This window comes from Cyclobacteriaceae bacterium, from assembly GCA_030584025.1.
Taxonomy (GTDB): domain Bacteria; phylum Bacteroidota; class Bacteroidia; order Cytophagales; family Cyclobacteriaceae; genus UBA2336.
Window position 1 is genome coordinate 365,348 of record CP129487.1, and the last position, 23,629, is coordinate 388,976.

25 protein-coding genes are annotated in these 23,629 nt (G+C 43.8%); 12 read left to right on the forward strand and 13 right to left on the reverse strand.

Features of this window, described 5'->3' with window-relative positions; all coding sequences use genetic code 11:
- The first annotated feature begins 63 nt into the window (after window positions 1-63).
- Window positions 64-1,497, forward strand: coding sequence for a PLP-dependent aminotransferase family protein (locus QY309_01770; GenBank protein ID WKZ60214.1), 1,434 nt, complete (start codon window positions 64-66; stop codon window positions 1,495-1,497).
- Between the two features lie 119 nt (window positions 1,498-1,616).
- Here QY309_01770 and QY309_01775 read toward each other — a convergent pair whose 3' ends face one another.
- Both QY309_01775 and QY309_01780 read right to left on the reverse strand, forming a co-directional pair.
- The gene (locus QY309_01775) at window positions 1,617-2,069 is read right to left on the reverse strand and encodes a hypothetical protein (GenBank protein ID WKZ60215.1); all 453 of its coding nucleotides are present in this window, start codon (window positions 2,067-2,069) and stop codon (window positions 1,617-1,619) included.
- A 3-nt stretch (window positions 2,070-2,072) separates the two neighbouring features.
- Window positions 2,073-2,216, reverse strand: a complete 144-nt coding sequence (locus QY309_01780; GenBank protein WKZ60216.1) for a hypothetical protein — start codon at window positions 2,214-2,216, stop codon at window positions 2,073-2,075.
- Window positions 2,217-2,398: 182 nt separating this feature from the next.
- Here QY309_01780 and prfB point away from each other — a divergent pair.
- From prfB to QY309_01800, 4 genes are all read left to right on the forward strand, one after another.
- Window positions 2,399-3,497, forward strand: a protein-coding gene (gene prfB, locus QY309_01785) for a peptide chain release factor 2 (protein ID WKZ60217.1) whose coding sequence is annotated in 2 segments (ribosomal slippage) — window positions 2,399-2,458 and window positions 2,460-3,497 — 1,098 coding nt in all. Because the reading frame shifts where the segments join, the coding sequence is not laid out codon by codon here.
- Window positions 3,498-3,505: 8 nt separating this feature from the next.
- Window positions 3,506-5,197 (forward strand): thioredoxin-like domain-containing protein, encoded by a 1,692-nt coding sequence (locus QY309_01790; GenBank protein ID WKZ60218.1) that lies wholly within the window; start codon window positions 3,506-3,508, stop codon window positions 5,195-5,197.
- Entirely contained in the window at window positions 5,187-6,377 is a 1,191-nt protein-coding gene (locus QY309_01795; protein ID WKZ60219.1) for an MFS transporter, read from the forward strand. Before QY309_01790 ends, QY309_01795 begins: the two co-directional genes overlap by 11 nt.
- Window positions 6,374-7,042 (forward strand): lysoplasmalogenase, encoded by a 669-nt coding sequence (locus QY309_01800; GenBank protein ID WKZ60220.1) that lies wholly within the window; start codon window positions 6,374-6,376, stop codon window positions 7,040-7,042. The genes QY309_01795 and QY309_01800 overlap by 4 nt, the downstream gene beginning before the upstream one ends.
- 188 nt (window positions 7,043-7,230) lie before the next feature.
- On the opposite strand, the gene QY309_01805 is transcribed toward QY309_01800, so the two are convergent.
- The gene (locus QY309_01805) at window positions 7,231-8,040 is read right to left on the reverse strand and encodes a head GIN domain-containing protein (protein ID WKZ60221.1); all 810 of its coding nucleotides are present in this window, start codon (window positions 8,038-8,040) and stop codon (window positions 7,231-7,233) included.
- A gap of 64 nt (window positions 8,041-8,104) precedes the next feature.
- Here QY309_01805 and QY309_01810 point away from each other — a divergent pair, with 64 nt between their 5' ends.
- A complete protein-coding gene (locus QY309_01810) occupies window positions 8,105-8,782 on the forward strand; it encodes a YigZ family protein (GenBank protein WKZ60222.1) in 678 nt (225 codons plus the stop codon).
- On the opposite strand, the gene QY309_01815 is transcribed toward QY309_01810, so the two are convergent.
- The 6 genes from QY309_01815 to QY309_01840 form a co-directional block, all read right to left on the reverse strand.
- Window positions 8,774-9,376, reverse strand: coding sequence for a hypothetical protein (locus QY309_01815; protein WKZ60223.1), 603 nt, complete (start codon window positions 9,374-9,376; stop codon window positions 8,774-8,776). The genes QY309_01810 and QY309_01815 overlap by 9 nt on opposite strands.
- On the reverse strand, window positions 9,366-9,836 hold the full coding sequence (locus QY309_01820) for an RNA polymerase sigma factor (GenBank protein WKZ60224.1): 471 nt from the start codon (window positions 9,834-9,836) through the stop codon (window positions 9,366-9,368). Before QY309_01820 ends, QY309_01815 begins: the two co-directional genes overlap by 11 nt.
- On the reverse strand, window positions 9,836-10,789 hold the full coding sequence (locus tag QY309_01825; protein ID WKZ60225.1) for an alpha/beta hydrolase: 954 nt from the start codon (window positions 10,787-10,789) through the stop codon (window positions 9,836-9,838). Before QY309_01825 ends, QY309_01820 begins: the two co-directional genes overlap by 1 nt.
- Before the next feature lie 300 nt (window positions 10,790-11,089).
- Window positions 11,090-11,686 (reverse strand): 3'-5' exonuclease, encoded by a 597-nt coding sequence (locus tag QY309_01830; GenBank protein WKZ60226.1) that lies wholly within the window; start codon window positions 11,684-11,686, stop codon window positions 11,090-11,092.
- Complete coding sequence (gene nhaC, locus QY309_01835) at window positions 11,658-13,115, reverse strand: Na+/H+ antiporter NhaC (GenBank protein WKZ60227.1); 1,458 nt, start codon at window positions 13,113-13,115, stop codon at window positions 11,658-11,660. The genes QY309_01830 and nhaC overlap by 29 nt, the downstream gene beginning before the upstream one ends.
- Window positions 13,116-13,179: 64 nt before the next feature.
- Window positions 13,180-14,304, reverse strand: a complete 1,125-nt coding sequence (locus QY309_01840) for a saccharopine dehydrogenase C-terminal domain-containing protein (GenBank protein ID WKZ60228.1) — start codon at window positions 14,302-14,304, stop codon at window positions 13,180-13,182.
- Window positions 14,305-14,537: 233 nt separating this feature from the next.
- Here QY309_01840 and QY309_01845 point away from each other — a divergent pair, with 233 nt between their 5' ends.
- Genes QY309_01845 through QY309_01865 form a run of 5 tightly spaced genes read left to right on the forward strand, consistent with a single transcriptional unit; the run spans window position 14,538 to window position 18,210 of the window.
- On the forward strand, window positions 14,538-15,050 hold the full coding sequence (locus tag QY309_01845) for a DUF4442 domain-containing protein (protein WKZ60229.1): 513 nt from the start codon (window positions 14,538-14,540) through the stop codon (window positions 15,048-15,050).
- Between the two features lie 52 nt (window positions 15,051-15,102).
- Window positions 15,103-15,579, forward strand: a complete 477-nt coding sequence (locus QY309_01850; protein ID WKZ60230.1) for a DUF962 domain-containing protein — start codon at window positions 15,103-15,105, stop codon at window positions 15,577-15,579.
- A complete protein-coding gene (locus QY309_01855) occupies window positions 15,576-16,517 on the forward strand; it encodes a GNAT family N-acetyltransferase (protein WKZ60231.1) in 942 nt (313 codons plus the stop codon). Before QY309_01850 ends, QY309_01855 begins: the two co-directional genes overlap by 4 nt.
- A 2-nt stretch (window positions 16,518-16,519) precedes the next feature.
- Window positions 16,520-17,386: a glycosyltransferase gene (locus QY309_01860; protein ID WKZ60232.1), complete on the forward strand. Its 867-nt coding sequence runs from the start codon at window positions 16,520-16,522 to the stop codon at window positions 17,384-17,386.
- Window positions 17,386-18,210 (forward strand): DUF3667 domain-containing protein, encoded by an 825-nt coding sequence (locus tag QY309_01865; GenBank protein ID WKZ60233.1) that lies wholly within the window; start codon window positions 17,386-17,388, stop codon window positions 18,208-18,210. The genes QY309_01860 and QY309_01865 overlap by 1 nt, the downstream gene beginning before the upstream one ends.
- On the opposite strand, the gene rsgA is transcribed toward QY309_01865, so the two are convergent.
- The gene (gene rsgA / locus QY309_01870; GenBank protein ID WKZ60234.1) at window positions 18,211-19,125 is read right to left on the reverse strand and encodes a ribosome small subunit-dependent GTPase A; all 915 of its coding nucleotides are present in this window, start codon (window positions 19,123-19,125) and stop codon (window positions 18,211-18,213) included.
- The gene (locus tag QY309_01875) at window positions 19,122-20,315 is read right to left on the reverse strand and encodes a glycosyltransferase N-terminal domain-containing protein (GenBank protein ID WKZ61671.1); all 1,194 of its coding nucleotides are present in this window, start codon (window positions 20,313-20,315) and stop codon (window positions 19,122-19,124) included. The genes rsgA and QY309_01875 overlap by 4 nt, the downstream gene beginning before the upstream one ends.
- On the opposite strand from QY309_01875, the gene QY309_01880 reads away from it, so the two are divergent.
- Window positions 20,202-21,542, forward strand: coding sequence for a hypothetical protein (locus QY309_01880; protein WKZ61726.1), 1,341 nt, complete (start codon window positions 20,202-20,204; stop codon window positions 21,540-21,542). The genes QY309_01875 and QY309_01880 overlap by 114 nt on opposite strands.
- Before the next feature lie 6 nt (window positions 21,543-21,548).
- Here the strand turns inward: QY309_01880 and QY309_01885 are convergent, their stop codons facing one another.
- Both QY309_01885 and QY309_01890 read right to left on the reverse strand, forming a co-directional pair.
- Window positions 21,549-22,622, reverse strand: coding sequence for an AI-2E family transporter (locus QY309_01885; GenBank protein ID WKZ60235.1), 1,074 nt, complete (start codon window positions 22,620-22,622; stop codon window positions 21,549-21,551).
- A gap of 12 nt (window positions 22,623-22,634) precedes the next feature.
- A complete protein-coding gene (locus tag QY309_01890; protein WKZ60236.1) occupies window positions 22,635-23,408 on the reverse strand; it encodes an enoyl-CoA hydratase-related protein in 774 nt (257 codons plus the stop codon).
- Between the last annotated feature and the right edge of the window lie 221 nt (window positions 23,409-23,629).

A 23,629-nucleotide genomic window follows, 5' to 3' on the forward strand; every position in this document is an offset into this window, starting at 1 on the left:
CGATAAAAGAACAGTTTCAGTTTTGTTAATTTTGACCATATCAGTTTATAAAGCCAGGATAGCATGGAAACCCTTACACGTCCCGATCATTTGTATCTGGAAGTTGCAGATCGCATAGAGCGATTAATTGAGCAAAAGTCGTTAAAGGTAGGCGATAAATTGTTGTCGGTGCGGGCATTGAGTAAGGAACAGGGCATCAGCTTGAGTACTGCCTTTCAGGCGTATTATCATTTGGAGAGCAAGGGCCTGATTGAAGCGCGGCCGCAATCAGGATACTACGTGAAATTTACGCCCCTGAATTTTCCAGAGTTGCCGAATTGCTGCGAGCCACCCGAAGATGCCGTGCCTGTAAGTGTGGATGAGATGATCAACAGTGTATACCACGACCTCAGCTCCGATAAACTCATTCATTTTTCCATGGGCGTGCCTTCCATTGAATTGTTGCCCACAGCCAAGATGAATAAATCGGTGGCACAGGCACTGCGCGATTCAAAAACAAGTTGCATCAACTACGAGCACATTCAGGGTAACCCTGCTTTGCGCAGACAAATTGCACGGCAGGCATTTAACTGGGGTGGTACACCAAGTGAAGATGATATTGTGGTAACAGCAGGTTGTGTGGAAGCACTGTCGCTATGCATGAAAGCGGTAACCAAACCGGGCGATACGGTGGCAATTGAAAGCCCTACGTACTACGCCATTTTTCAGGCGATGGAAAGTCATGGGTTGAAAGTGGTGGAGATACCCACCGATCCGGTTGACGGAATTAATTTGCAGGAATTGGAAGACGCCATTGCGCGATTCGACATCAAGGCGTGTTTGTTCGTGAGTAACTTCAATAACCCATTGGGCAGTTGCATGCCTGATGACAAGAAGAAAAAACTGGTGGAAATGTTGGCAAAGAAAGAAATTCCGTTGATTGAAGACGACATCTATGGTGAAATGTATTTTGGTAAGACCCGACCAAAAACCTGTAAGTCGTTTGATAAAAAAGGATTGGTATTGTATTGCTCGTCATTTTCTAAATCATTGGCACCAGGCTATCGCGTAGGGTGGACCATTCCCGGAAAATTTAAAGAGCAGGTAATCCGCTTAAAGCGCATGCATACGGTATCGACCAACACGTTGGCACAAGCAGCTATTGCGCATTTTCTCGCGAACGGAAGGTATGAACTGCACCTTCGGCATTTACGCAAAGCGTTGCACACCCAATCGTTGCGTTACATGCAGGCGGTATCCGAATATTTTCCGGAAGATACCCGTGTTACCAGGCCACAAGGTGGATTCACGTTATGGATTGAACTCAATCCGAAAGTGAATGCGTATAAGTTGCACAAGCGTGCACTGAAGCACAACATCGGCATTGCCCCTGGGCAAATTTTTTCTTCTCGCGCCCGCTTTGAAAATTGTTTCCGGTTGAGTTTTGGCGAACCGTGGAGCAACCGTATTGAAGATGGAATTAAAACGCTGGGAAAGTTGATTCGGGAGCAGTATTGAAGTTTGATCTTAATATAAAGTTTTGGGATTGCCTGCCTGTTCGGCAGACAGGCTTGGCTCCATCACACAATTTGTATCGGTCGTACTCCCCTTGTAATAATGACTAATAACTTTTGAAATCACCGTTTCACCCACCCTTGCTCCTTATAAAACACAAACCCATCATCAATAAGCTTATGCAATTCTGACAATGGAATTTCTTCAAGGGTTTTGAAATGAAAGCAACTTTCTCCCGTAAGGAAAGGCTTAAGCTCATCACTCAGGTTTTCTTTCAAGGACTTGCTTACATAAAGCGGATAAAAATATAGACTCACAAATTTTTTAAACACAACCACTGCGGCAAACATCAGCCCCTTTTTGTATTTGGCATTGAGTCCATTACTCCTGAATACATGATTGGTCCATAATTCAAAATGAACATCCGTATTGGCTTTCACCTCAAAATGCTCCTGGTAAGGCTCAAGCAGGCCAACCAAGTGTGTATAGGTCTGCTCCAGCGCATACGGTATTGCCTTGGTATTGCGCTTCAGGTTTACAAAATGGGCCGTGGTTGAGGTTTTTGAAATCTTCATCCGTTAAGTTTCCAGCATGATCAGGTTATAGACGGCATACGCAAAAGCAAAAAAACTAAGCCAGCCCACAATACCGAACACGATGTTTATAAATTCTTTGGTTTGAAACAACATACAGTGTTTCACAAACTGACGCAGGGACTCCATAGCAGTACAAATTGCTCCCGGAGGGAGAGGGTTTTAGGTAAATCTTTAAACGAAGCTATCCTATTTTTTTAATTCTAAAAATTGCCCCACTAAATCTTATTCGCAAAAAAAACTAAAAGCCCTGAACTGCCCGTCCGCAGCCAGCTTTTGAGTATATTTGCCCGATTTTTAAACCCATAGCCATGACTTCAGAACAACTGAAAGACTTGAAAGCGCGCACCTCGGCTTTAAGGAGGTATCTTTGACTACGATCGTAAGATCATCGAAGTAAAAGACGAAGAACTCATTACCCAGCAAGCCGATTTCTGGAATAATCCGAAACAGGCTGAAGTTACCTTGAAAAATTTACGGGCCAAGAAAGTCTGGACCGACTCCTATGAGCGCGTGCAGAAACTTATTGACGACCTGGAAGTGCTTAATGAATTTCATGAAGCCGGTGATGTAGGCGAAGAAGAACTCGACCTGGAATACAAAAAGGCCGAGCGCGCGGTAGAAGAACTGGAATTCAAAAAGATGCTGAGCCGCGAAGAAGATCAGCTCAGTGCCATTGTTGAAATAAACCCCGGTGCCGGGGGAACGGAAAGCAACGACTGGGCCGACATGCTCAACCGCATGTATATTATGTGGGGTGAGAAGAGCGGTTACACCGTTTCACAGATTGATTATCAACCCGGTGAAGTAGCGGGTATCAAATCGGCTTCATTGGAAATAGATGGACCGTTTGCTTACGGAAAGTTAAAATCTGAAATCGGGGTGCATCGGTTGGTGCGTATTTCCCCTTTTGATTCCAATCAGCGTAGACACACCTCGTTTGCTTCTGTGTTTGTATACCCGAAAGTGGATGATAGCATCAACATTGAAGTGAACCCGGCTGATGTTGAAATTCAAACTTCGCGTTCGGGTGGTGCCGGTGGGCAGAACGTGAACAAGGTGGAAACCAAAGTGCAGCTAACGCACAAGCCAACAGGCATTGTTATTGTGTGCCAGGTGGAACGTTCGCAACACGCCAACCGCGAACGGGCCATGCAAATGTTGAAATCAAAACTGTATCAGCTTGAGATGGAGAAGCGCCATGCTGAGCGCGACAAGATTGAGGCAGGTAAAATGAAAATTGATTTTGGTTCGCAGATACGAAACTATGTGCTGCATCCGTATAAGCTGGTGAAGGATGCCCGCACCGGTGTTGAACGAACCGATGCGCAAAACGTGCTGGATGGTGACCTGGAAGATTTTATAAAAGGCTTTTTGTTAAGCATGCAGGAAGATTCAGTAACCAAATAAACAACTAAATGCGCCAATGTCTTTCCCTCTTGCTTTGGATGTTCTCGTTAAGTGCGCTGGCGCAGTCGGCAAGCACTATTATTATTGAAGGCCGTGTTACAGATGCGGTAACAAAGGAAGCGGTACAATATGCTTCTGTTGGTATTTTAGGTTCAACTATCGGAACCAGTACCAATGCCGATGGGTACTTTACGCTGCGCGTACCGGCAACGTTTCGTTCGAAGGAGTATGCATTAAAAATTTCATGTGTTGGGTACGACAATGAAGTGATTAAAAATCCGGAAGCACGCCTTGACGTTTCCATGAATCAATCAAAAACCATGTTGAAAAATGTGGTGGTTTTTGATCGCGATTTATCTCCGGAAGGAATTGTACGCAGGGCCTTTCGTAATGTAAAACGAAATTATTACACCAAGCCATTCGTTTATCAAACGTTTTACCGCCATTACTGTAAAGATGATTCCGTGTACGGCCGGTTGATTGAGGCCGCAGCCGAAGTGTACAAACGTAAGGGCTATAAAGTGCAACAACCCTTTCCGGGATGGAAGGAAGAAGTTCGGGTAAACCAGCTACGCAGAAGTTATGACAATACAAAAGTGGCCAGTGGTCATGTGCCCATTGCGCTGTATTCTATTATGGCTGCCGACCCGGTAGCGTACCAAACAAAGAGTTCGGCCTCTATGTTAACGATGCTTAGTCCGCAGAACGTGAGCAACCTCCGTACAAATCTGAAGGGATATGCTTTTACATTGGACGGAATAACCGAATATGATGGTGAGCAGGTGTATGTAATCCAGTATCAATGGAAACGCGACAGCACCTTGTTGAGCACAGGAATTCCATGGAGGAATAGTCAGGAGGGGACGTTGTATATCGGCACAAAAGATTATGCCATTGTAAAGACAGAACATTCACGCATATCACAAATTGATACGTTGCAATCGTTCGCTATTTATAAAAAAGTAAATGGTAAGTATTTTTTGTATCACTCCATGAAGGAGGGTAAAACTCTTCAGATGCGTGGAAATTTTATGCACAATCATCACCTTGAACTAATCACCACCGATATTATAACAAAAGGGTTTAAACCATTCAAAGGTCGGGAACCTGGCCGTGAAGAATTGTTTTCCATTGAATACGATTCTACCTTTTGGGATACGTACAATGTACTGAAAGCAACACCTCTTGAGGAATCTATTGTGGCCGACTTGGAAAAATCCATGCCCTTATCTCTTCAGTTTAAAGATTATATGGTGGCTGAAAAGGAAAAGTATTTCAGCGGAAAGGAAGACGAGGAAAAGTTTAACCGCTTTTTAGAAGCCAATCGCGGCATGCGCCCGATATATATTGACTTTTGGGCCAGTTGGTGCGGACCGTGCTTGCGTGAAATGCCGAGTTCAATGGAGTTAGTTGATAAATATAAAGGAAGAATAGCTTTTGTTTACCTCTCTCTTGATGATGACATTGATGCATGGAAAAAGGCAATAAAGAAGTATAACATTGACCGGACCTTTATGACGCATCACTTTCGGATCGGATCAAACTCGGATGCGGCAAAATTATTCTCGGTAGATAAAATTCCACGTTACATTCTGATCGACAAGCAAGGTAATTACGTAAACCTGGATGCAAGACGGCCCAGTAGTTCGCTTATTCACCAAGACTTAGATCGTTTACTCGCTCCCGAAAGTGAAAAGTAATTCCGTTTACAACCGCCAGTTCTGGATGCTTTGTGTAAGCTCGCTGCTATTCTTTGCGAGTTTCAATATGCTCATTCCGGAACTACCGGCATACCTAACCAGTCTGGGTGGGCCAGAGTACAAAGGACTAATCATTTCATTATTCACCGTTACCGCCATGGTTTCGCGCCCATTCAGCGGTAAAATGGCCGATAAGGTTGGCCGCAAGTCGGTGATGATTGTGGGTTCGTTGGTGTGTTGCTTTGCCAGCTTAATGTATCCTGCGGTCTCTACGGTATTCGGATTTTTGTTGTTACGCCTCGTTCATGGATTTTCAACCGGCTTTACACCAACCGGACTTACAGCCTACTTGTCGGATATTATTCCTGCCAACAAACGGGGTGAAGCCATGGGCTTGCTTGGTACGGCTGGTACAGTAGGTATGGCTGCAGGCCCGGTGGTGGGTGGTGCGGTAGCCAATAATTTCGGATTGGATTTCATGTTTTACACATCATCCATGTTTTCCATTGCGTCTATTTTGGTGGTGATGGGTGTGAAAGAAACTTTAACCGAACGTAAGGGCTTTACTACCGAAGTGTTCAAAATTCACAAACGCGATTTGCTGGAGCCGCGGGTGTTGGTAACGTGCATCGTGATGTTGCTTACGGCTTATTCGTATGGTGCGGTGTTTACGGTAATCCCTGATTTCGGTGAATCGGTAGGGATTAAAAACAAAGGATTGCTGTTTGGTTTTTTAACTGTGGCGTCCTTATCGGTTCGCCTGATTGCAGGGCGCGCGTCTGATCGGTATGGAAGAAGACGAATCCTGATGATCTCATCGATGCTATGCACGGTAGCGATGGCGTTGCTGGCGGTTGGTGAAACACAACGCGACTTGATGATTGCCATTACCCTATACGGTGCAGCGCACGGCATGACATCACCCACGTTGCTGGCGTGGGCAACGGATTTGAGTGATGAAAAACACAAGGGAAGGGGAATTTCCAGTCTGTATATATTTATGGAGATGGGCATTGGTATTGGAGCCTTTTCAAGCGGATTAATTATCGCTAATAATCCTACCAACTTTTTCACGACCTTCGTTACCTGCTCCCTGCTGTGTTTTGTTGCTTTTTGTTACCTCATCATTCATTGGCAACGCCACATCCGGAAAGCAAAAGAACAAACGCCACAACCATGAGGACTCTTTTTTTGACTTTGTTTGGCATTGCTTCACTGGCGGAACTATCGGCACATGTATTCAATTGGCCGGATGTACGGTTGATAAGTAAACCCTTGTTGCTGATTTTATTGACGGTATGGTATATCGCATCATCGCGTAATAAAAATCAACCGCTCTCAATCATGTTGCTCGCAGCTTTGATTTTTTCATGGGGTGGCGATGTGTTATTAATGGGCACCGGTGATTTGTATTTCATGTTGGGCCTCGGTTCATTTCTGCTGGCACATGTGTTTTACATTTTTACGTTTCGTCAGTTTCGCAATGAAGATGAGACCAATGCGTTACAAGGCCTTCAACGCATCCGGTTTGCTTTTCCGATTATTTTATTTGGAACGGGGTTGGTTATAATTCTTTATCCGAATTTAGGTGGACTCACGGTTCCGGTTTTGATCTATGCCGGTGTATTAACCGTAATGGTGCTGAACGCCTTGTTTCGGTTTGGTCGAACAAACGCATCGAGTTTTGCTTATGTGTTTGGTGGCGCTATCTTGTTCATGGTTTCAGATTCGATTTTAGCGATCAACAAATTTCTTGAGCCAATTGAGGGCGCAGGTATCTGGATCATGCTCACCTACATCGCAGCACAATTTTTTATTGTGAAAGGATTGCTGAAGCACGATTAAGCTTATGCTTGCCAATCGTAAAGTTCTGATTTATGAACAAGGATTATTGATTTTTGATTTCAGAAGTGTACATCTAAAATCCAAAATCGTTAATCGGCAATCGTAAATTTTTTAAGGAAAGATTACTTAAAAAAAAGCGGGGACCGAAGCCCCCGCTAAAATCTTAAATCTAAATTCTACGGCTTAAATCAAGAGATCTTCCGCACCTTACCACTTCCACTCGAATTGGCGTTCACATGATTTGGATTGCCTTTGTAGCTAACACTTCCACTACCGCTGATATTGGCATTCAGTTCAGTCTTCACGTTTATTTCCACACTGCCTGATCCGGCAATTTTCACATCACAGGTATTGGCCTCTAAATCGGCAGCGCGCACACGACCTGAGCCGCTGATGGTGGTCTTCACTAAAGTGGCACTTCCGCTGGCCACCAACTTGCCAGAACCTGAGATGCTCACATCCAGTTTGTTGGCAACTTTAATGGTAGCCTCTACATCGCCCGAGCCACTGATGTTACTTTCCATATTGTTGCAGGCGCCACGAAGTACAATTGCCCCGGAGCCTGAAACACTCGCGTCAACATTGTTTGCTTCAATTTCTGCGCGGAGTGAGCCGCTTCCGCTTACTTTCAAATCAAGATCACCGGTTGTAATTTTTGTTCGTGCTTCCAGGTCGCCCGATCCGCTTACGCTTAGTGCATTAATATCCTTAACTGTAATGTATACGGTAATGCGTTCATCACGTCCCCAGTTCCAGTCGCCCCAGCGATCTTTGGAGCGGATCACCAGTTTGCCGCCTTCTACATACACATCAGCACGCTCAAGCACATCCTTGCTGCCTTCCAATTCAACCTTTTGTGGTGAGCCTTGTGTAACAATGGCCTTTCCGGGCAAGCCGAAGGCAATCTTATTGAAGGTATCGACATTACGGGTTTCACGACTTTGAGCAAAGGCGAGGGTGGTGCCAAACACCAACAGGGCGAGTAATACTTTTTTCATGGTTCTTTATTTTCAGATTACAGTCTAACAGACTACCGGTTAACCAAAAGGTTGCATCGGCTTTATGAGTTACCTTTCTTTGACGCAAAATGAGGGCATAACGTTGCACAATCAGCCGTTTTCATTCAAAACAATTCAGGAGCCATCTACCGGCTCCTACAAGGAAAAGGGGAGCAAATTCCTTGCATTTGCCTATCCGGTGCGCTCAGAAGCTGAAATCCGTGAAAAGCTGGAAGGCCTAAGAAAGAAATATTTTGATGCCCGTCATCATTGTTTTGCCTGGATGTTAGGTCCCGAAAAGCAGAAATTTCGCACATTTGATGATGGTGAACCTAATCACTCTGCCGGTGATCCGATTTTGGGTCAGATCCGGTCGTATGACCTAACCAACATTTTAATTGTAGTGGTGCGGTATTTCGGTGGGGTGAAGTTGGGCGTTGGTGGGTTGATTGGTGCGTATCGGGCGGCAGCCGCGGATGCATTGGCCAATGCAATTATCATCGAAGAGGAGGTTAGTGAGGTTCTTGAAATCCGGTATAGTTATGCAGCCATGCCGGAAATCATGCGGCTTGTAAAAGCAAACGGATTACGTATTTCTGGCCAGAAATTTTCGCAAGAAAATGTAATGAAAGTAATATGTCCCTTACGAATAAGAGATGAACTATTAAACAAACTTGAGCGGATGCGGGTTGATCATCCGACACTACTGTTTCGCATCGCAAACGAGGAGGCATCAGCTTAACGGATTTTCTCCCAACTGATTTTTAATTTCCTGCAGGTGACGAATAATATCATCGATCTTTTGTCTGTTTTTTTTGATTTGTTTTGGTCGAAAGTAAAACCAAGTGAAGGCAATCCAGCCTGCGGTTATTGCATAGCTAATAAGCATGCCCGTCAATCCCATGCGTGAAGCATATTCATAGAGGTACAACATCAATCCTGCCGAAAGCATGAGGAAGTATAAGTTTGTTATGGTGGTTTGTATAAACTGTTCACGTTGCCTGATCTGCAACAAATCATCCAGGTAGGTGCTGTTTAGCTGGGCTGTGTTCAAAGCTTTATACAAAGGAATGAGCTTGTTACTTACAATCAGAAACATAGCAATGGCAGTTACAACCAACACAATGCCGACTTTCGTAGATGTGTACTCGGGTTGATAATAAACCCATACCCAAACTACAAATAGAGCCGTAGGAATAAGGCATACGTTTGCCCAAATCAAGCTTCTGCGCTTTTCTGCACGCAGCTTACTCAACTTAACTAACAGCGCTTCTTTATCGGCACCTGGAACGGGCTGTCGTGTCCATAATGCTTTTAAATCGATATTATTCTCCATGTTCCTTAAATCTTTTATTCAAGCGTTCTTTTATGCGATGGATTTTTACCCGAATGTTACTTTCCGAAAGCCCTACGATTTGTGCTATTTCGGCTTGCTTAACATCTTCAAGCTCAAGCGAAATAATAATGCGGTCAATTTCAGGAAGCTCGGCTATGAACTGATAGAGTAATTGAATCTGTGGCTCAAGGTCTTGTTGTTTCTCTTCTGGCAGGTGGTGCGACAATTCCTGGTGCGTTGATCGTTTTTGTTTTTCCAGCTGCCTCAGGCAGTTATTGGTGGCGATGCGATATATCCATGTGCCGATGTTCGATTCATTTCTGAATGATGACAGTTGCTGCCACACAATAACAAATGTGTCCTGTGCAATGTCTTGTGCCAAATCGCGATCGCCAACATAGCCCATGCACACCCTGAAGATTTTACCCCAGTACAAACGGTATAAGGTTTCAAAATCCATTACCTGATCCAGTTCTTTAGAAGCTCTAAAAATACTTCCTGTTGGTCAATAAAAACTCCGTGCGAACAGTTTTCAAGCCAGGCAAATCTATTTTCACAACCGATAATATCCTGAATGCTGCGTATGTGTGTTGTATCGAACAGGCCATCATCTTTTCCATAAATACCATAAACAGCTACACCTTTTTCTTTCAGCGATTTAATTTTTTCTGAAATGTCGATTAATGTGTACGACTCATTCTTCCAAAAGCCCATGGTTGGATTTAACACCGTTTTATAGTTGTTAGCAGTAATGAATGAAGTGTAATCCTTAAGCAGTTCATTGTTTTGCAAGTCGGTGAATAGTTTCGTGGCAGATGCACTTGGATTTTTTGCGGTGTACAATCCGTTTTGCATAGCCAGCATGAAGCACCCTGAGCTATAATAGATTGATGCTGTATCAAAGCTCTTCACCCGGTTAACCTGCTGCAATAGCGTTGAGTCTCCCTTACTTGTAGCAATAGTTGATACCGATTGCAAAATGGTTTTCAGACTTTGCTGTAACGAAACTGGAGTGCCAGCCAAAATAAGACGTTCGGTTTTTTCAGGAAAACGTTCTGCATAGAGTGCGCCCACTATACCTCCAAAGCTGTGCCCCAGTAAAGTGGCCGTTTTGAGATTGTACTGACTGTACAAATCATTCAGGTCGTTCACGGTTTGCTCATAGGTAAATAGTGCCTGGTCATCTTCTGATCGGCCTTCGCCTCTGCGGTCGTAGGCAATCACAAAAAATCCTTGTGCGGCTAACTTTTCCGCAGTGGTTATTTCAAAGTCAAGTATGCTTCCACCGGGACCGCCATGCAGATAAATTACAGGCCGGTCCGTTGGGTTGCCAAAGGTTTTCACATAAAGCGATTGTGCGTTTACACACACTGCACCCAACAAGAAAATCAGTAAGATTAGGAATTGTCCCATAGCTGTTCAGTTTTAATTTGGTCTTTAGATACGCGACCATTTAAAATGTTACAGGGGATATTCAACTATATAGAGGCCATCTCAAAAATCAGTTTCAAATGTCAGCCTGAGCTTGTCGAAGGCTATTTCGAATTACCAAACCGGTTTCGACAAGCTCAACCTGACATAAGAGGTATTTTTGAGATGACTTCTATTTAGAGCACAAATAGAATGTGGAAACTTGAAGAAAAACTTAATTCCAAACTAAATCCGGATAAACCTGGCTGTAGTCTTGGCTCCCCTGGTCGTTGCCCGAACAAACTAAGATCTCAGCTTTCTATAAATCTCCAAACACACCCATGCATCCGTAGCGGCATACTCTAATTGTTTTTTGGTTAGCGTGGCAGCTTCCCAGTTGGATGTTTGTGCCGCTTTTGAAATACGAAAACCCAGTAAGAGTGCGGCAAGTTTTTTTACGCTTTCAACCTGTAAACCTGCCTGACGTGCAAGTGTTGATAATTCAGTAAACCCACCTGGCTGAAAACGGGCTAATCGGTTGAGGGCTTTTACATCATCGCGAATGCCGATGCCTGCTTTTTGAACCACATCATTTTCCAGAAAGTCAACAATGGGCCTGGCCATACCGGTTTGGTTTAGCCGAACCAGAAATACCTTTTCGGGGATAGCTATTTGTAAAAGCGATACTTTGTGAATAACACCCTTTTTAAAACTCGGACGGGTCTCCGTATCGAAACCAATGGCTTCGTGCTCTTTAATTTCATCAAACGCTTTGGCCAGCTTCGCTTCTTCCTGAAGGAGAATGATCTTGCCCTTGAATGCTTTCAGTGGCAAGGAGCTTATCTCTTCATGCGAGATCGTTACCGTACCATTATGCTGCGGGTTTTTCGGGCTCGTCATCCAATCTCCTGATCTTAATATTCAAGTACGCAAATAAAATCGTCATCAGCGGACTGATGATACAAAAAAATGTATACGGGGCGTATACGGCCGTGGCAATACCCAGCACACCCGATTGCGTTGCCCCACACGTATTCCACGGAACCAGTACTGAGGTAACCGTTCCGGAGTCCTCCAATGTCCGGCTTAGCACTTCGGGCTTCAGGCCACGCTTGCGATAGGTATCAGCATACATGCGACCGGGTACAGCAATGGCCATGTATTGATCGGATGCAGTAACATTAAAAAACAAGCACGTAGCAGCTGTAGAGGTAACTAACGATCCGGTTGATTTGGCGAACCGGATAATCTCATCGGCAATGCGTTTCAGCAAGCCGCACGATTCCATTACCCCGCCAAAAATCATCGCACAGATAATCAGCCATACCGTGTTAAGCATACCGTACATGCCTTTTCCGGTAAGTAAATCATTAATTTCTGCATTATCTGTTTGCACATGAATGGTAGTCGATAATGCATTCATCACGGCAACAAAAGATGATTTCACGTAATCGCCTTCAATGCCCGAAACCTGGTTAACCACGTTCGGTTGAAAAATTACTGCGAACAGTCCGCCCAACAGTGCACCTATCAATAATGCAGGGGCGGCCGGCACACGTTTGATGATCATAAAGATTACGAGGGCAGGTACTACAAATAACCACGGTGTGAGGTTAAAAGCCGACTCCAGGGCAACCAGTACTTCGTTGGAATCGGTTTGTGTTGCTGCCGTATCGAAGGTAAAACCCCACACCAAAAAAATGATTAATGTAATGATAAGTGAGGGAACCGTGGTGTACGCCATGTAGCGGATGTGCGTAAACAAGTCGGTGCCGGCCATGGCCGGTGCCAGGTTTGTTGTGTCTGATAAAGGCGACATCTTATCACCAAAGTATGCACCCGATATAATGGCGCCTGCTACTACACCTTCGGGTAAATCAAGCGCCTGACCGATACCCAAAAGTGCAATGCCTACTGTGGCAATGGTTGACCACGAACTGCCAGTGGCTACAGAAACAATAGCACATACGGTGGCAGCCGCAAAAAGAAATATGGTTGGGTTTAAAATTTTTAGTCCGTAGTAAATCATGGCCGGCACAATGCCGCTGAGCAGCCAGGTGCCCGAAAGTGAACCGATGGTGAGTAAGATGATGATGGCCGCCATGGCCGAGCTGATGCTCCGCACAATGCTGTCGTTGATTTCTTCATACGTATAGCCCAACTGCCACGCAACTAATCCGGCCACTCCGGCCGCCAGCAACAACACAATTTGATTGGCGCCACCAATCGCATCCGAGCCGAACACTATCACATTTAGGAAAAGAAGGGCAATGAGTGCCAGAATGGGGATAAGCGCCTGAAGCAGTGTAGCCTGTTTTTTTTCTGTCATGCCGTTCGGGTTCAAGAGGGCAAGATAGAAATTTCAGCTTTCCCTGAAAATGAAGGATTTGGGTTTATTCCGTTACCGAGTAGTGAACATTTCTCTCTTTCAGGTACTTCAATACAAATTGAAAATGCGCCTCTTCCTCGCCCAGGTATTCAGGCGGGCAAATGCCCTTGCGGTTGAACGCTTCATGGGCAACCAGGTGAACGGCCGCTGTACACGTATACCCGGTAGTGCGCGCCATGGAAAGCGTACCCGTTGATTTTTCAGTGCGGTCGAGGAGGTTGTATTGATAGGTTTTTTGTTTGTCTTTTTCTTCTCCGGCAATGCGAATGCGCATCACGGTAAATTCTTCTTCTCCGGGTTTTAGCTTCCATTTCGGAAAGAGCAGTTTCGCGGTAAGGTCAATTGGGCGGATTTTTACTCCTTTTACGTCTATTTCCTCATACGAGAAGAAGCCGGTTTCGCGAAGCACACGCAAATATTCAATACACCCCGGATAGCGTAATGTCTTCTCAATCATGTTCGGAATATTCGGCATGGTTTTAATTAAGGAACGCAACCCATCTGAATTCCAGGACTCCAACGTGCCCACACCATCGAAATGAATCAGCTCCGGATCGGAAAGGGCTTCTCTGACAACTACGTCTCCGTTTTGTACGTAACGTGCTGGTCGTACATATTCTTCAATCACATCAATCGGTGAAAACACCGCTTTATATTCATACGGCCATTCACGCACAACGGGTAATCCGCCCACCAGGCACTCGTAGTGCGAAATTTTCATGCGGCTGTTATGATATCCTAAAATGATGTTGCCCATGCCGGGTGCCACACCACAATCCGTAACAATGGTTACGTTACTCTTTTTTGCCAGTTCATCCAGTAAAAACGGATCTTCCGGAAAAAATGAAATATCTACCATGTTTTTGCCGGCTTCAATAACAGTTTTTACGGTTTGATAGCCCATGAAACCCGGTACTGCACCTACAACGAGGTCAAAGGGTTTTATCAACTCCGCAAGCAACGCCTGATCGGACAAATCTGCTTTTTGTGTTTTTACACCTTGCGCCTGCAAGGCCTGCAGCGACTCATCATTAATGTCTACGGAAGTAACTTCGAAAGCGGGAGCAAGATCCAGGGCGATGGCTTTTCCAACGAGTCCTGCGCCCAGTACAATAATTTTTTTCATCATCCTGCAAAATACAGCCTTATCCTATAATCCCATAGAGCAAGGCAGCAATTGCGGGAATCATGATCAATACATCAACAAATGAAAATCGCTTTTTCATGATGGAGAATTGAAATATTAAATGAGTTAAGAAAAGGTGGTTGAGGTGGGCTGAAGCGGTATTAAATTCTGCTAACGGAATACACGGGTTTCGGTTTCAAAAGCTTTATCTTTAATTCAACTAAAGAATTGTACCCATGTTCAGCCCCGAAGAAATTCTCCAAAAAGCAAAAACATCTGCGTTTTATTTAAGCCTGCTTAACTGGTCGCTTGCACGGATGATCCCGTTCAATAAACCACATGGATTCAAGGTACTGTCTGTTGAAGATTATCGGTTAAAAACCTTGATGCCCTATAAAAGAAGCAACTTCAATCACATTCGTGGATTGCATGCCTGTGGGTTGGCTACCATTTCAGAGTTTACTACCGGCTTTCTTTTGCTCAGCAGCCTGGATATGAAGAAGTACCGGATTATTATGCAGCGCCTGGAAATGGATTATCACTACCAGGGTAAAATGGATGCAACGGCTGAGTTCACCATTTCAAAAGAATGGCTGGACGACCAGGTTATTAAACCACTTCAAACTCAGGAATCCGTGATTATTCCCTGTGAGGTAAAAATTCACGATATAAAAGGCAACCACCTGACTACCGGAAAAGTGTTTTGGCAGATTAAAGACTGGGCACGGGTAAAAACCAAGCTTAGCTAAATTTGAGGATTGTAAACAGATGATTAACTTCAACCACTAATTCCAAAATGCCATGAGAAGAATTGATGCCCTGCTTTCAGAATATGGTGAAAGTCACCAGAATGAAACCAACAAAGCGATTCATTGGATTTGTGTGCCTTTGATTTTTTTTAGCGTGGTGGGATTAGTGGCCTCCATTCCATCGGGTGTGGTGCAGAATTTTTTAGGTGCGAATCCGTATGCCAACTGGGCAACAGTAGTGTTGGTGTTGGCTATTGTATATTACGTAACACTCTCTATACCGTTAAGCCTGGGCATGATGCTGTTCTCCGCGCTTTGTTTATTTGGCGTTAACTATATCGTACAACTAAATATTGCCCCACTTTGGGCGGTGTGTCTTGGCATTTTTGTGTTGGCTTGGATCGGTCAGTTTTACGGACATAAGGTTGAGGGAAAAAAGCCTTCCTTTTTTAAAGACCTCCAGTTTTTGTTGATTGGTCCGGCCTGGCTGATGCATTTTGTCTACAAGAAAATTGGCATTCCGTATTGAATGATTTTCTGTTTACGGATAAGCCTCCCGCTGCCGATTATCGCGCAGACGTTAAAACCTATATCTTTCACGATGAGCGACATTTGAAATTGCAAGCCGAATCCGGATGGCGATCTTTTTATGTCCTCAATCAAAAACATAAAACCATTGTTGGAATCGTTCATGTTCATATCAATGGCCAGGTTGCTGTAAGCCCGCTTAAGGCATCCTTTGGTTCTTTTGTTTGGAGTACCTCACTGCCTCCTGAAATGTTATTTCGGTTTATTGGTTTTGTTGAGGATTCGTTAACGTCATCGGGAGTTACATCGGTTACGTACACCAATCCAGCTACGGATTATCAACCGGATCAGCTGCAATTGTTACACGTACTACTGAGCAATGCGGGCTACCGCATTCAGGCAGCTGAAGCCGGTGCAGTAATATCTGTTACGCATGAATCACTCGAAACAAAAATGGACGATTGGGAGGTTCGGAAATTGAAACAAGCCCGTGAGGCTGAATTTGTATTTGCATCTGCCACAGTAAATCCCGTTGATGAGATTTTTCAATTTATTCTGAATGCACGCAAAGAAAAGGGTTACTCGCTATCCATGACACAGGTAATGATGGAACGTACAGTCGAAGTTTTTCCTGATCAGTTTATTTTTTTTGAAGTGATGAAAGGATACGAACGCGCAGCCGCGAGCATTGCCATTCGTGTTGCCGATGATATTTTGTATAACTTTTATTCAGCCCATCATTCACGGTACGATGCCTGGAGCCCGGTGGTGATGTTGATCGATGGTATGTATGGTTGGTGCCAACAACACGGAATCCGGCTGTTGGATTTGGGAACTTCCGCGGTGGAGAATCAACCCAACTTTTCGCTGCTCGACTTTAAGCTGCGCCTGGGCGCACAACCCACTGCTAAGCTTACCTTTACCAAAGACCTGACGTAAACATGGCTGCGCCTTTGGTTACCGTTATTTGCCTGTGCTATAATCAGAAGCGTTTCTTGCAAGAGGCGATAAAGTCAGTAATCAACCAGTCGTATTCACCGATTCAACTAATTGTTGTGGATGATGCGAGTACCGATGGTAGTCCTGAAACGATTAACCAACTCAAGACTCAGTATCCTCAACTCGAAGTGCTGTTGCTGAAAGAAAATGTAGGGAATTGCAGGGCGTTTAATCGGGGATTGGCGCTGGCTAAAGGCGAATACCTGATTGATCTTGCTGCTGATGATGTGTTGTTGCCCGATCGGATACAAAAAGGAGTTGAGGTGCTGCAACAGGCAGGCGATAGGTATGGTGTGCATTTTTGTGATGCGGAATTGATTGATGAACATGGTTCTTTTATCAGCTTTCATTCCGACAAGTACCCACACCACACCATTCCGCAAGGCGATATTTATGTTGATGTAATTCAGCGTTACTTCATTTGTCCCCCAACAATTATGTTTCGAAAATCTGTTATGGATAAACTAGGTGGATATGACGAAACGCTGGCCTATGAGGATTTTGATTTTTGGATTCGTTCTTCACGTCAATTCAAATACACGTATTCTCCGGAACCTTTGGTAAAGAAGCGCGTGGTTAAAAATAGCATGGGGAGTAAGCAGGAAAAGTTCTTCAGCCGACATGCGCTGTCAACGTATCAGATTTGTAAAAAAATTCTGGATTTAAATGCAAAAAAAAAGGAGCAGCAGGCCTTATCGAAAAGAATTTGGTACGAGATAAGAACGAGTTTACGCTTGCTCAACATTTGGCTGGCAATTAAATATTTTTCACTTTTGATCACGAACAAGCAAAAGCGATATACCCCGTAATGGAGAATGCCGGTCGCTGCCTGAATTGCAACACCCTGTTACAGGGTAATTTCTGCCACACATGCGGACAAAAAGTTATTGAGCAAAAAGAACGAACGCTGAGGTATTTTGTTATTCAGTTTTTTGGTGCGGCCTTTTTCCTGGAAAACAGTTTTATCAAAAACCTGTGGCGTTTGCTCAGCACGCCAGGACTTATGGCGCACGATTTTGTGGAAGGAAGGCGTAAACGATGGATGGCACCATTTTCGTTGTTCCTGCTAATCAACCTGATTTATTTCATCGTGAACCCGCTCACAGACTTTAATCTCCCTCTTCATGATCACCTCAGGTGGCACGATACCACGTATGGGCCTTTAGCCGCCAGGATGGTTGAAAGCAGATTAGAACAACGCGGCATAACGCTTAAGGAATATGAACAGGTATTCAACCTTAAAACGGTTAACCTGTCGAAATCATTGATGGTGCTGAATGTGCCGGTAATGGCGGTTTTACTTTCGTTGATTTTTTTTCGGAAACGAAATCTTTTTGCTGATCACTTTATTTTTGCATTGTATTTATTTTCCTTTTTGTTGTTGATTACGTGCATCTGGATTGGCCTGCTGAATATGTATGTGTGGACTGGCCTTCCAGCGCATCGACTCATGCTGCCTGTTGGTATTGTTTTACTGATAGTATATTATAGTGTGGTTTCTGTAAAGCGATTTTATAGCATGAAGGGATTTTTCTGGATTGCACTCAGTACACTCACTGTTTTTTTGTCGACTTTGCTAACCATTTATTTTTACCGGTTTATCATGTTCATGGTTACGTTTGCCACGACCTGATCATTTCCGGTTATCCTCACCGGAAAGCATGCTCAGGTAATTGACATACCGGCTCACTGCCACTTTACCTTTTTCAACAGCTTCTTTCACTGCACACCTTGGTTCGTTGGCATGCAGGCAACGATACCCGAATTTACATTCCGATCGCAGGGCTCGCATTTCCGGAAAGTGATCGGAGAGTTCTTCAGGTGAGATGTTCACAAGTCCCCATTCTTTGATGCCCGGTGTATCAATAACAAACGTGTGATTGTCGAGCCTGAACATTTCAGCAAACGTAGTGGTGTGTGTACCCTTATCAGAAAACCCTGAGAGTTCCCCGGTCGATTGTTGAATATTGGGTGAGAGTTTATTCAGTAATGTTGATTTGCCAACCCCGGAATGCCCCGCGATCAGTGATGTTTTGTTTGCTAAAAGTTTATGGACTTCATTGACATCATCACTCAATGCTGAAATTTTCAGGCACGTTACACCAATTTTTTCATACACGGCCATTAATTGATCTTGCAAGGCTGCACTTTCAACATCCAGTAAATCCTGTTTGTTAAAAATGATGGCTTGTGGAATGTCGTACGCTTCTGCAGTAATCAGAAACCGGTCGATGAAACCTGATGACGTTCGCGGAAGGATCATCGTTACCACCAAAACCGCCTGATCGATGTTTGCAGCCAATACGTGGGAGTGCCCTGTTTTTTTTACGGACTGTCTGGGGATGTGATTCTTTCGTTCATGGATGGATGTAATGATTCCCTCGTGCTGCAAGTCATCCAGTTCAACGTAATCGCCTACAGCAATCGGGTTGGATTCTTTATAACCCTCCAGTCGAAGTTTACCCCGCGTCCGGCAGGGGATAACCCGGCCATCCTCCAGGTACACATCGTACCACGAACCGGTGGATCGCATAACCAGGCCTTTCATGCGCGAGAAAGTATGGGTCGGCAGTACTGCATAATTTTTTCTGTAGCACCTAAATTCTCTTCAACATATTGACGCGTTACCTCGCAGGCGAGTAAGAAATTTTGCGGAACATTGATCATTTCGTACTTGGCCTTCATATCGCGGTAGTCGGCTATTTCAAAAGCCCCACCGCGGTTGATAAGGTCAACGGCTTCCTGAAATTGCTGAAAATTTTTATTTCCAAAAAACACCGGTATTCCATAACAGGCTGCTTCCAAAATGTTATGCAATCCTTTTCCAAACGCTCCGCCTACATAGGCAAATTCGCCATAACGATAAAGTCTGCCAAGCATGCCTACACGATCTACAATCAATACGTGATAATCTTCAAGGTTGCCAATGGCTTGTGAGTATCGGACAGCATGGGCATTCATGGCGCCTTCCATTTCAATAATAAAATCATCATTGATTTCATGCGGGGCAATGATAAATTTAAGGTGGAAATAATTTTCGTTAATAAACGGAATAAGAACTTCCAGGTCTTCAGGCCAGCAACTGCCAATCACCATTACTTTTTGTGTTCCTTTAAAATTTTCGGCAATAGCTATCGGTTCCGTTTGCTTTAACAATTGATTTACGCGGTCAAAGCGTGTATCGCCTGCACGCGTTACCTGTTCAATTCCAATTGATTTCAGGAGCTTCACCGACTCATCATTCTGTACAAAAAACCAGGAAAAGTTTTTCAACACGGAACGATAAAAACCTCCATAAGATTTAAAAAAAAGTTGGTCCGATCTGAATTTAGCTGAAACCGAAAGTGTGGGTATTCCCCGCTTCTTCAGTTCCCGGGTATAGTGTATCCAGAATTCGTATTTAACAAAAATGGCAAGCACAGGTTTACAAGTTTCAATAAACCGGTAGGCGTGTTGGGGTGTATCCCAAGGCAGGTAAAAAACATGGTCGGCCAGGGGATAGTTTTTTTGTGCTTCATAACCGGAGGGTGAAAAAAAAGTAAGCAGTACTTTGTTGTTGGGAAACTCTGATTTTACTTTCTCCAGCACAGGCCTGCCTTGTTCAAATTCGCTGAGAGAGGCACAATGTATCCAGATCAGTGGTGCGGATTCGGTGGCGAAAGCATCCTTGAAACGCTTAAAAAAATATTTGCGCCCTTGTACAAAAGCATGGGCCTTAGCATCAAAAAAACTGGCTATAAAATATGTAAAACGGACAATGGCGATACCAATCCTATACAAAAATCTCATGAGGCCTCAAAAATAGAAACATTAAAGCGCTGTTTCCCTTGCACTTTGCAAATAATTTTGAAAGTTTTACATGATTTGGCTTACCAAAAAAGTACTTTTTGGATGAATCCAAACTATTATAAATCTGAAACTCCACATGCTATGAATACGCTTTTTAAAATGTTGCTCGTCCTGATCATTATTTCGGGTGTATCTTTTTCATCATCTGCACAAAATGAAGATGATCTTGTTCGCTTTTTACAGGCTGGTAAGGAAGATGGAAGTAAACTAGTAACGGCATACATTAATCCATTTGTGGAGGGTATGTCATATGCATTGAATGGGGGCTGGTTCCATACGGCCAAGGTTCATAAGTTAGGTGGATTTAATTTCAATTTTTCAGTGACGCCTGTTTTTGTGCCAAAATCAAAAGATTACTTTGATCCTGAAAGTTTAAACTTTAGTAATGACGTAACTTTCACAAATACAACTACTCCTGGAAAAGGACCAACCATTTTCGGTCCAAAAGAAGAGACAACTTATGCAATTGATATTGATGGGGATAACCAGACAGATGTGACTTTTAACGGGCCTGAGGGTTTGGGAATACGTGATGCAATCAAAGTAGCGCCAGTTGGTGCGCCAATGGCTCAGGTTGGTATAGGATTAATCAAGGGAACTGATTTGACATTTAGAATAATCCCGAAATCTAAGTTAGGTAGCACAGAACTCAACCTGATTGGTTTTGGACTCCGCCACGATATCAAACAGCACATACCTGGTATTAAAATGCTACCTTTTGACCTTTCAGTAATGGCTGGGTTCACCACCTTTAAGGGAGTTACCGATTTGTCGGGTAGTGGCTTTGACGGTTCGGATCAGGAGGCGGTTTATAAGTTTAATGCGTTCCTGCTTCAGGCATTGGTATCAAAGAAGCTTGCGTTTGTTACTTTCTTTGGTGGTGTTGGTTATAATGGTATAAAAACTACTGCTGATATTAATGGTACTTATGAATTTCCTATTGGACAGGGAGTTGAAGCTTCAATGACAAATCCGTACTCAGCCACTTTTAAGAACAACAGCATGCGTATGGATGTAGGTATGCGCATTAACATTTTGGCGTTCTACCTGTATGGTGCATACAGCTTGCAGGAGTACAGCGCAGTAACGGCTGGTTTAGGCTTTACTTTCCGGTAAGCAATATTACTTTTTCGTATCCATATTCAAGTCGCCTGTTTCTGAAAGCCATACGGCAATAAATCGTGTGCTTTCAAATCGGGAGAAGGAGATGAGCATGACCGAAGTTATCGGTACGGAAAGGAACATGCCCAACACGCCCCAGATTATCCCCCAAAAAGTTAAGGCGAGCATTACGCCCAATGGACTGAGGTTTAATGTTCGGCCCATTATTTTTGGCTCCAGTACATTGCCAACCAAAAATTGTACAGCCTGAATCACCACAAATACCCAGAAGAGCATTAGAAAGGATTGAAATTGAAACATGGCAAACGCTGCCGGTAAAAACGTAGCCACAAATGATCCGATGTAAGGAATGTAATTCAGGAGAAAAATAAGGAACGCCCAAAGAACAGGAAAGTCAACTTTAAATATGAGCAGGATAACATAACTAACCAGACCTGTCAGCAAGCTCATTTGCGTCTTCACGGAAATGTATTTCCGTATGGCATCCGTTATTTCAGCTAATACTGTATCTATTTTTTGTTGCTTTTCAGCATCCGAACTAAAAGCATGAAGTTTTTTGTAGAAAAATTTCTCTTCAACTAATAAAAAGGAAACATAAATAATGATGACGATCGTATTTCCGGCTATGCTTGTGAGGCTGTTGAGCAAGCCGGTTAACAAGGGTTGCGCATTGAACTCTTGTATGCGACTTATTATGCGTTCCTGAATTTCACTAAAACCTTCCAGGGTTTGAAGCCCGGCAATCCACAATTTGAAATTATCAGCATACTCTGGGGATTTTTTAATGATCAACTCCAGGTTTAAGGTGATGAGTTCATAAATTCCAACAAAGATCAGCAGGATAATAATGAAAGCGAAAATTGTGAGTAACCAAACCGGAAGTGATTTTCCTTTTATTTTAATTTTACTAAGAAACCGTTTCAGCTCATAAACGCTATACCAAATCATGACGGCAATCAGCAGCGGCTGCAAAAAGTTGCTGAAATAATTCAGGCAAAAAATGGTAATGGCCAGTATAATGAACCAGGCAGCAACGCGCTCTACCTTAAAAGCTGGATTCGAGAGGGGATTCATAAAGTTTGGTTCTTACCGACCTTTAAACTCAGGCTTTCGTTTTTCCACAAATGCTTTCATGCCCTCTTTCTGATCTTCCGAGGCAAAGGTCATGTAGAAGTTTTTTCGTTCAAAGGCCAATCCTTCATCCAGTTGTGTTTCGAATGAACGGTTGATGGCTTCTTTGGCCAACTGCACAGCAACAGGTGACATGCGCGCAATTTCTTTCGCCAGTTCAACGGCTTCATGCAAATACATTTCAACAGGAACTACTTTGTTCACCAAGCCGTAAAAATGGGCTTCTTCGGCAGATAAGAATCTTCCGGTTAGGATTAATTCCATCGCTTTGGCTTTGCCAACTGCCTTGGTTAATCGTTGTGTTCCGCCAGCGCCCGGTATAGTTCCGATTTTAATTTCCGGTTGCCCAAACTTAGCCGTTTCAGAGGCAATGATCATATCGCAAGTCATGGCAAATTCACATCCGCCACCTAATGCAAATCCGGATACAGCCGCAATAATCGGCTTTTTGGTTTTGCGAATCTGATCCCACGTGCTGAACTGATCAATCAACAGCATATCAATAGCCGATTTGTCGGCCATTTGCTTAATGTCGGCTCCTGCAGCAAAGGCTTGCTCATTTCCGGTTATAATAATTACCCGAACCTGCTCATTCTTATCGAAGGCCTGTAACGCATCACGCACTTCTTCCATCAGTTGCTTGTTAAGCGCGTTCAGTTCTTTCGGACGATTTAGTTGAATGAGCGCAATGCCCGGTTGGTATTGTTCTGTGACTTTAATGAATTCCATACAATATGAGTTTTTACAAAACTAAAAAATATAGCTGCATGAGGAAGTAAAGGGAATGGCGCGCCTCAAAATAAGAAAAGCCCCCTCCGAGCAAGAGGAGGCGGGCTTTTCAAACCAAAAGGCGGTAAAAGTGTGCTATGCGGTTTTGAATACGACAGCCCTTGATTTTGTAACCCCAGATTCCCTGTTTTATTGGTAATAAGTTGCATTTTTAGCCCCTG

Bases quoted from the DNA above. Each gene is read 5' to 3' on its own strand.
- QY309_01810 (WKZ60222.1), top strand. From the start codon at position 8,105: ATGAGTTACCTTTCTTTGACGCAAAATGAGGGCATAACGTTGCACAAT.
- QY309_01885 (WKZ60235.1), bottom strand. From the start codon at position 22,622: ATGAATCCCCTCTCGAATCCAGCTTTTAAGGTAGAGCGCGTTGCTGCC.
- QY309_01815 (WKZ60223.1), bottom strand. From the start codon at position 9,376: ATGGAGAATAATATCGATTTAAAAGCATTATGGACACGACAGCCCGTT.
- QY309_01805 (WKZ60221.1), bottom strand. From the start codon at position 8,040: ATGAAAAAAGTATTACTCGCCCTGTTGGTGTTTGGCACCACCCTCGCC.
- QY309_01800 (WKZ60220.1), top strand. From the start codon at position 6,374: ATGAGGACTCTTTTTTTGACTTTGTTTGGCATTGCTTCACTGGCGGAA.
- nhaC (WKZ60227.1), bottom strand. From the start codon at position 13,115: ATGACAGAAAAAAAACAGGCTACACTGCTTCAGGCGCTTATCCCCATT.
- QY309_01840 (WKZ60228.1), bottom strand. From the start codon at position 14,304: ATGATGAAAAAAATTATTGTACTGGGCGCAGGACTCGTTGGAAAAGCC.
- QY309_01890 (WKZ60236.1), bottom strand. From the start codon at position 23,408: ATGGAATTCATTAAAGTCACAGAACAATACCAACCGGGCATTGCGCTC.
- QY309_01880 (WKZ61726.1), top strand. From the start codon at position 20,202: ATGTATCCAGATCAGTGGTGCGGATTCGGTGGCGAAAGCATCCTTGAA.
- QY309_01790 (WKZ60218.1), top strand. From the start codon at position 3,506: ATGCGCCAATGTCTTTCCCTCTTGCTTTGGATGTTCTCGTTAAGTGCG.
- QY309_01850 (WKZ60230.1), top strand. From the start codon at position 15,103: ATGAGAAGAATTGATGCCCTGCTTTCAGAATATGGTGAAAGTCACCAG.
- QY309_01770 (WKZ60214.1), top strand. From the start codon at position 64: ATGGAAACCCTTACACGTCCCGATCATTTGTATCTGGAAGTTGCAGAT.
- rsgA (WKZ60234.1), bottom strand. From the start codon at position 19,125: ATGAAAGGCCTGGTTATGCGATCCACCGGTTCGTGGTACGATGTGTAC.
- QY309_01780 (WKZ60216.1), bottom strand. From the start codon at position 2,216: ATGGAGTCCCTGCGTCAGTTTGTGAAACACTGTATGTTGTTTCAAACC.
- QY309_01865 (WKZ60233.1), top strand. From the start codon at position 17,386: ATGGAGAATGCCGGTCGCTGCCTGAATTGCAACACCCTGTTACAGGGT.
- QY309_01845 (WKZ60229.1), top strand. From the start codon at position 14,538: ATGTTCAGCCCCGAAGAAATTCTCCAAAAAGCAAAAACATCTGCGTTT.
- QY309_01825 (WKZ60225.1), bottom strand. From the start codon at position 10,789: ATGGGACAATTCCTAATCTTACTGATTTTCTTGTTGGGTGCAGTGTGT.
- QY309_01775 (WKZ60215.1), bottom strand. From the start codon at position 2,069: ATGAAGATTTCAAAAACCTCAACCACGGCCCATTTTGTAAACCTGAAG.
- QY309_01830 (WKZ60226.1), bottom strand. From the start codon at position 11,686: ATGACGAGCCCGAAAAACCCGCAGCATAATGGTACGGTAACGATCTCG.
- QY309_01860 (WKZ60232.1), top strand. From the start codon at position 16,520: ATGGCTGCGCCTTTGGTTACCGTTATTTGCCTGTGCTATAATCAGAAG.
- QY309_01820 (WKZ60224.1), bottom strand. From the start codon at position 9,836: ATGGATTTTGAAACCTTATACCGTTTGTACTGGGGTAAAATCTTCAGG.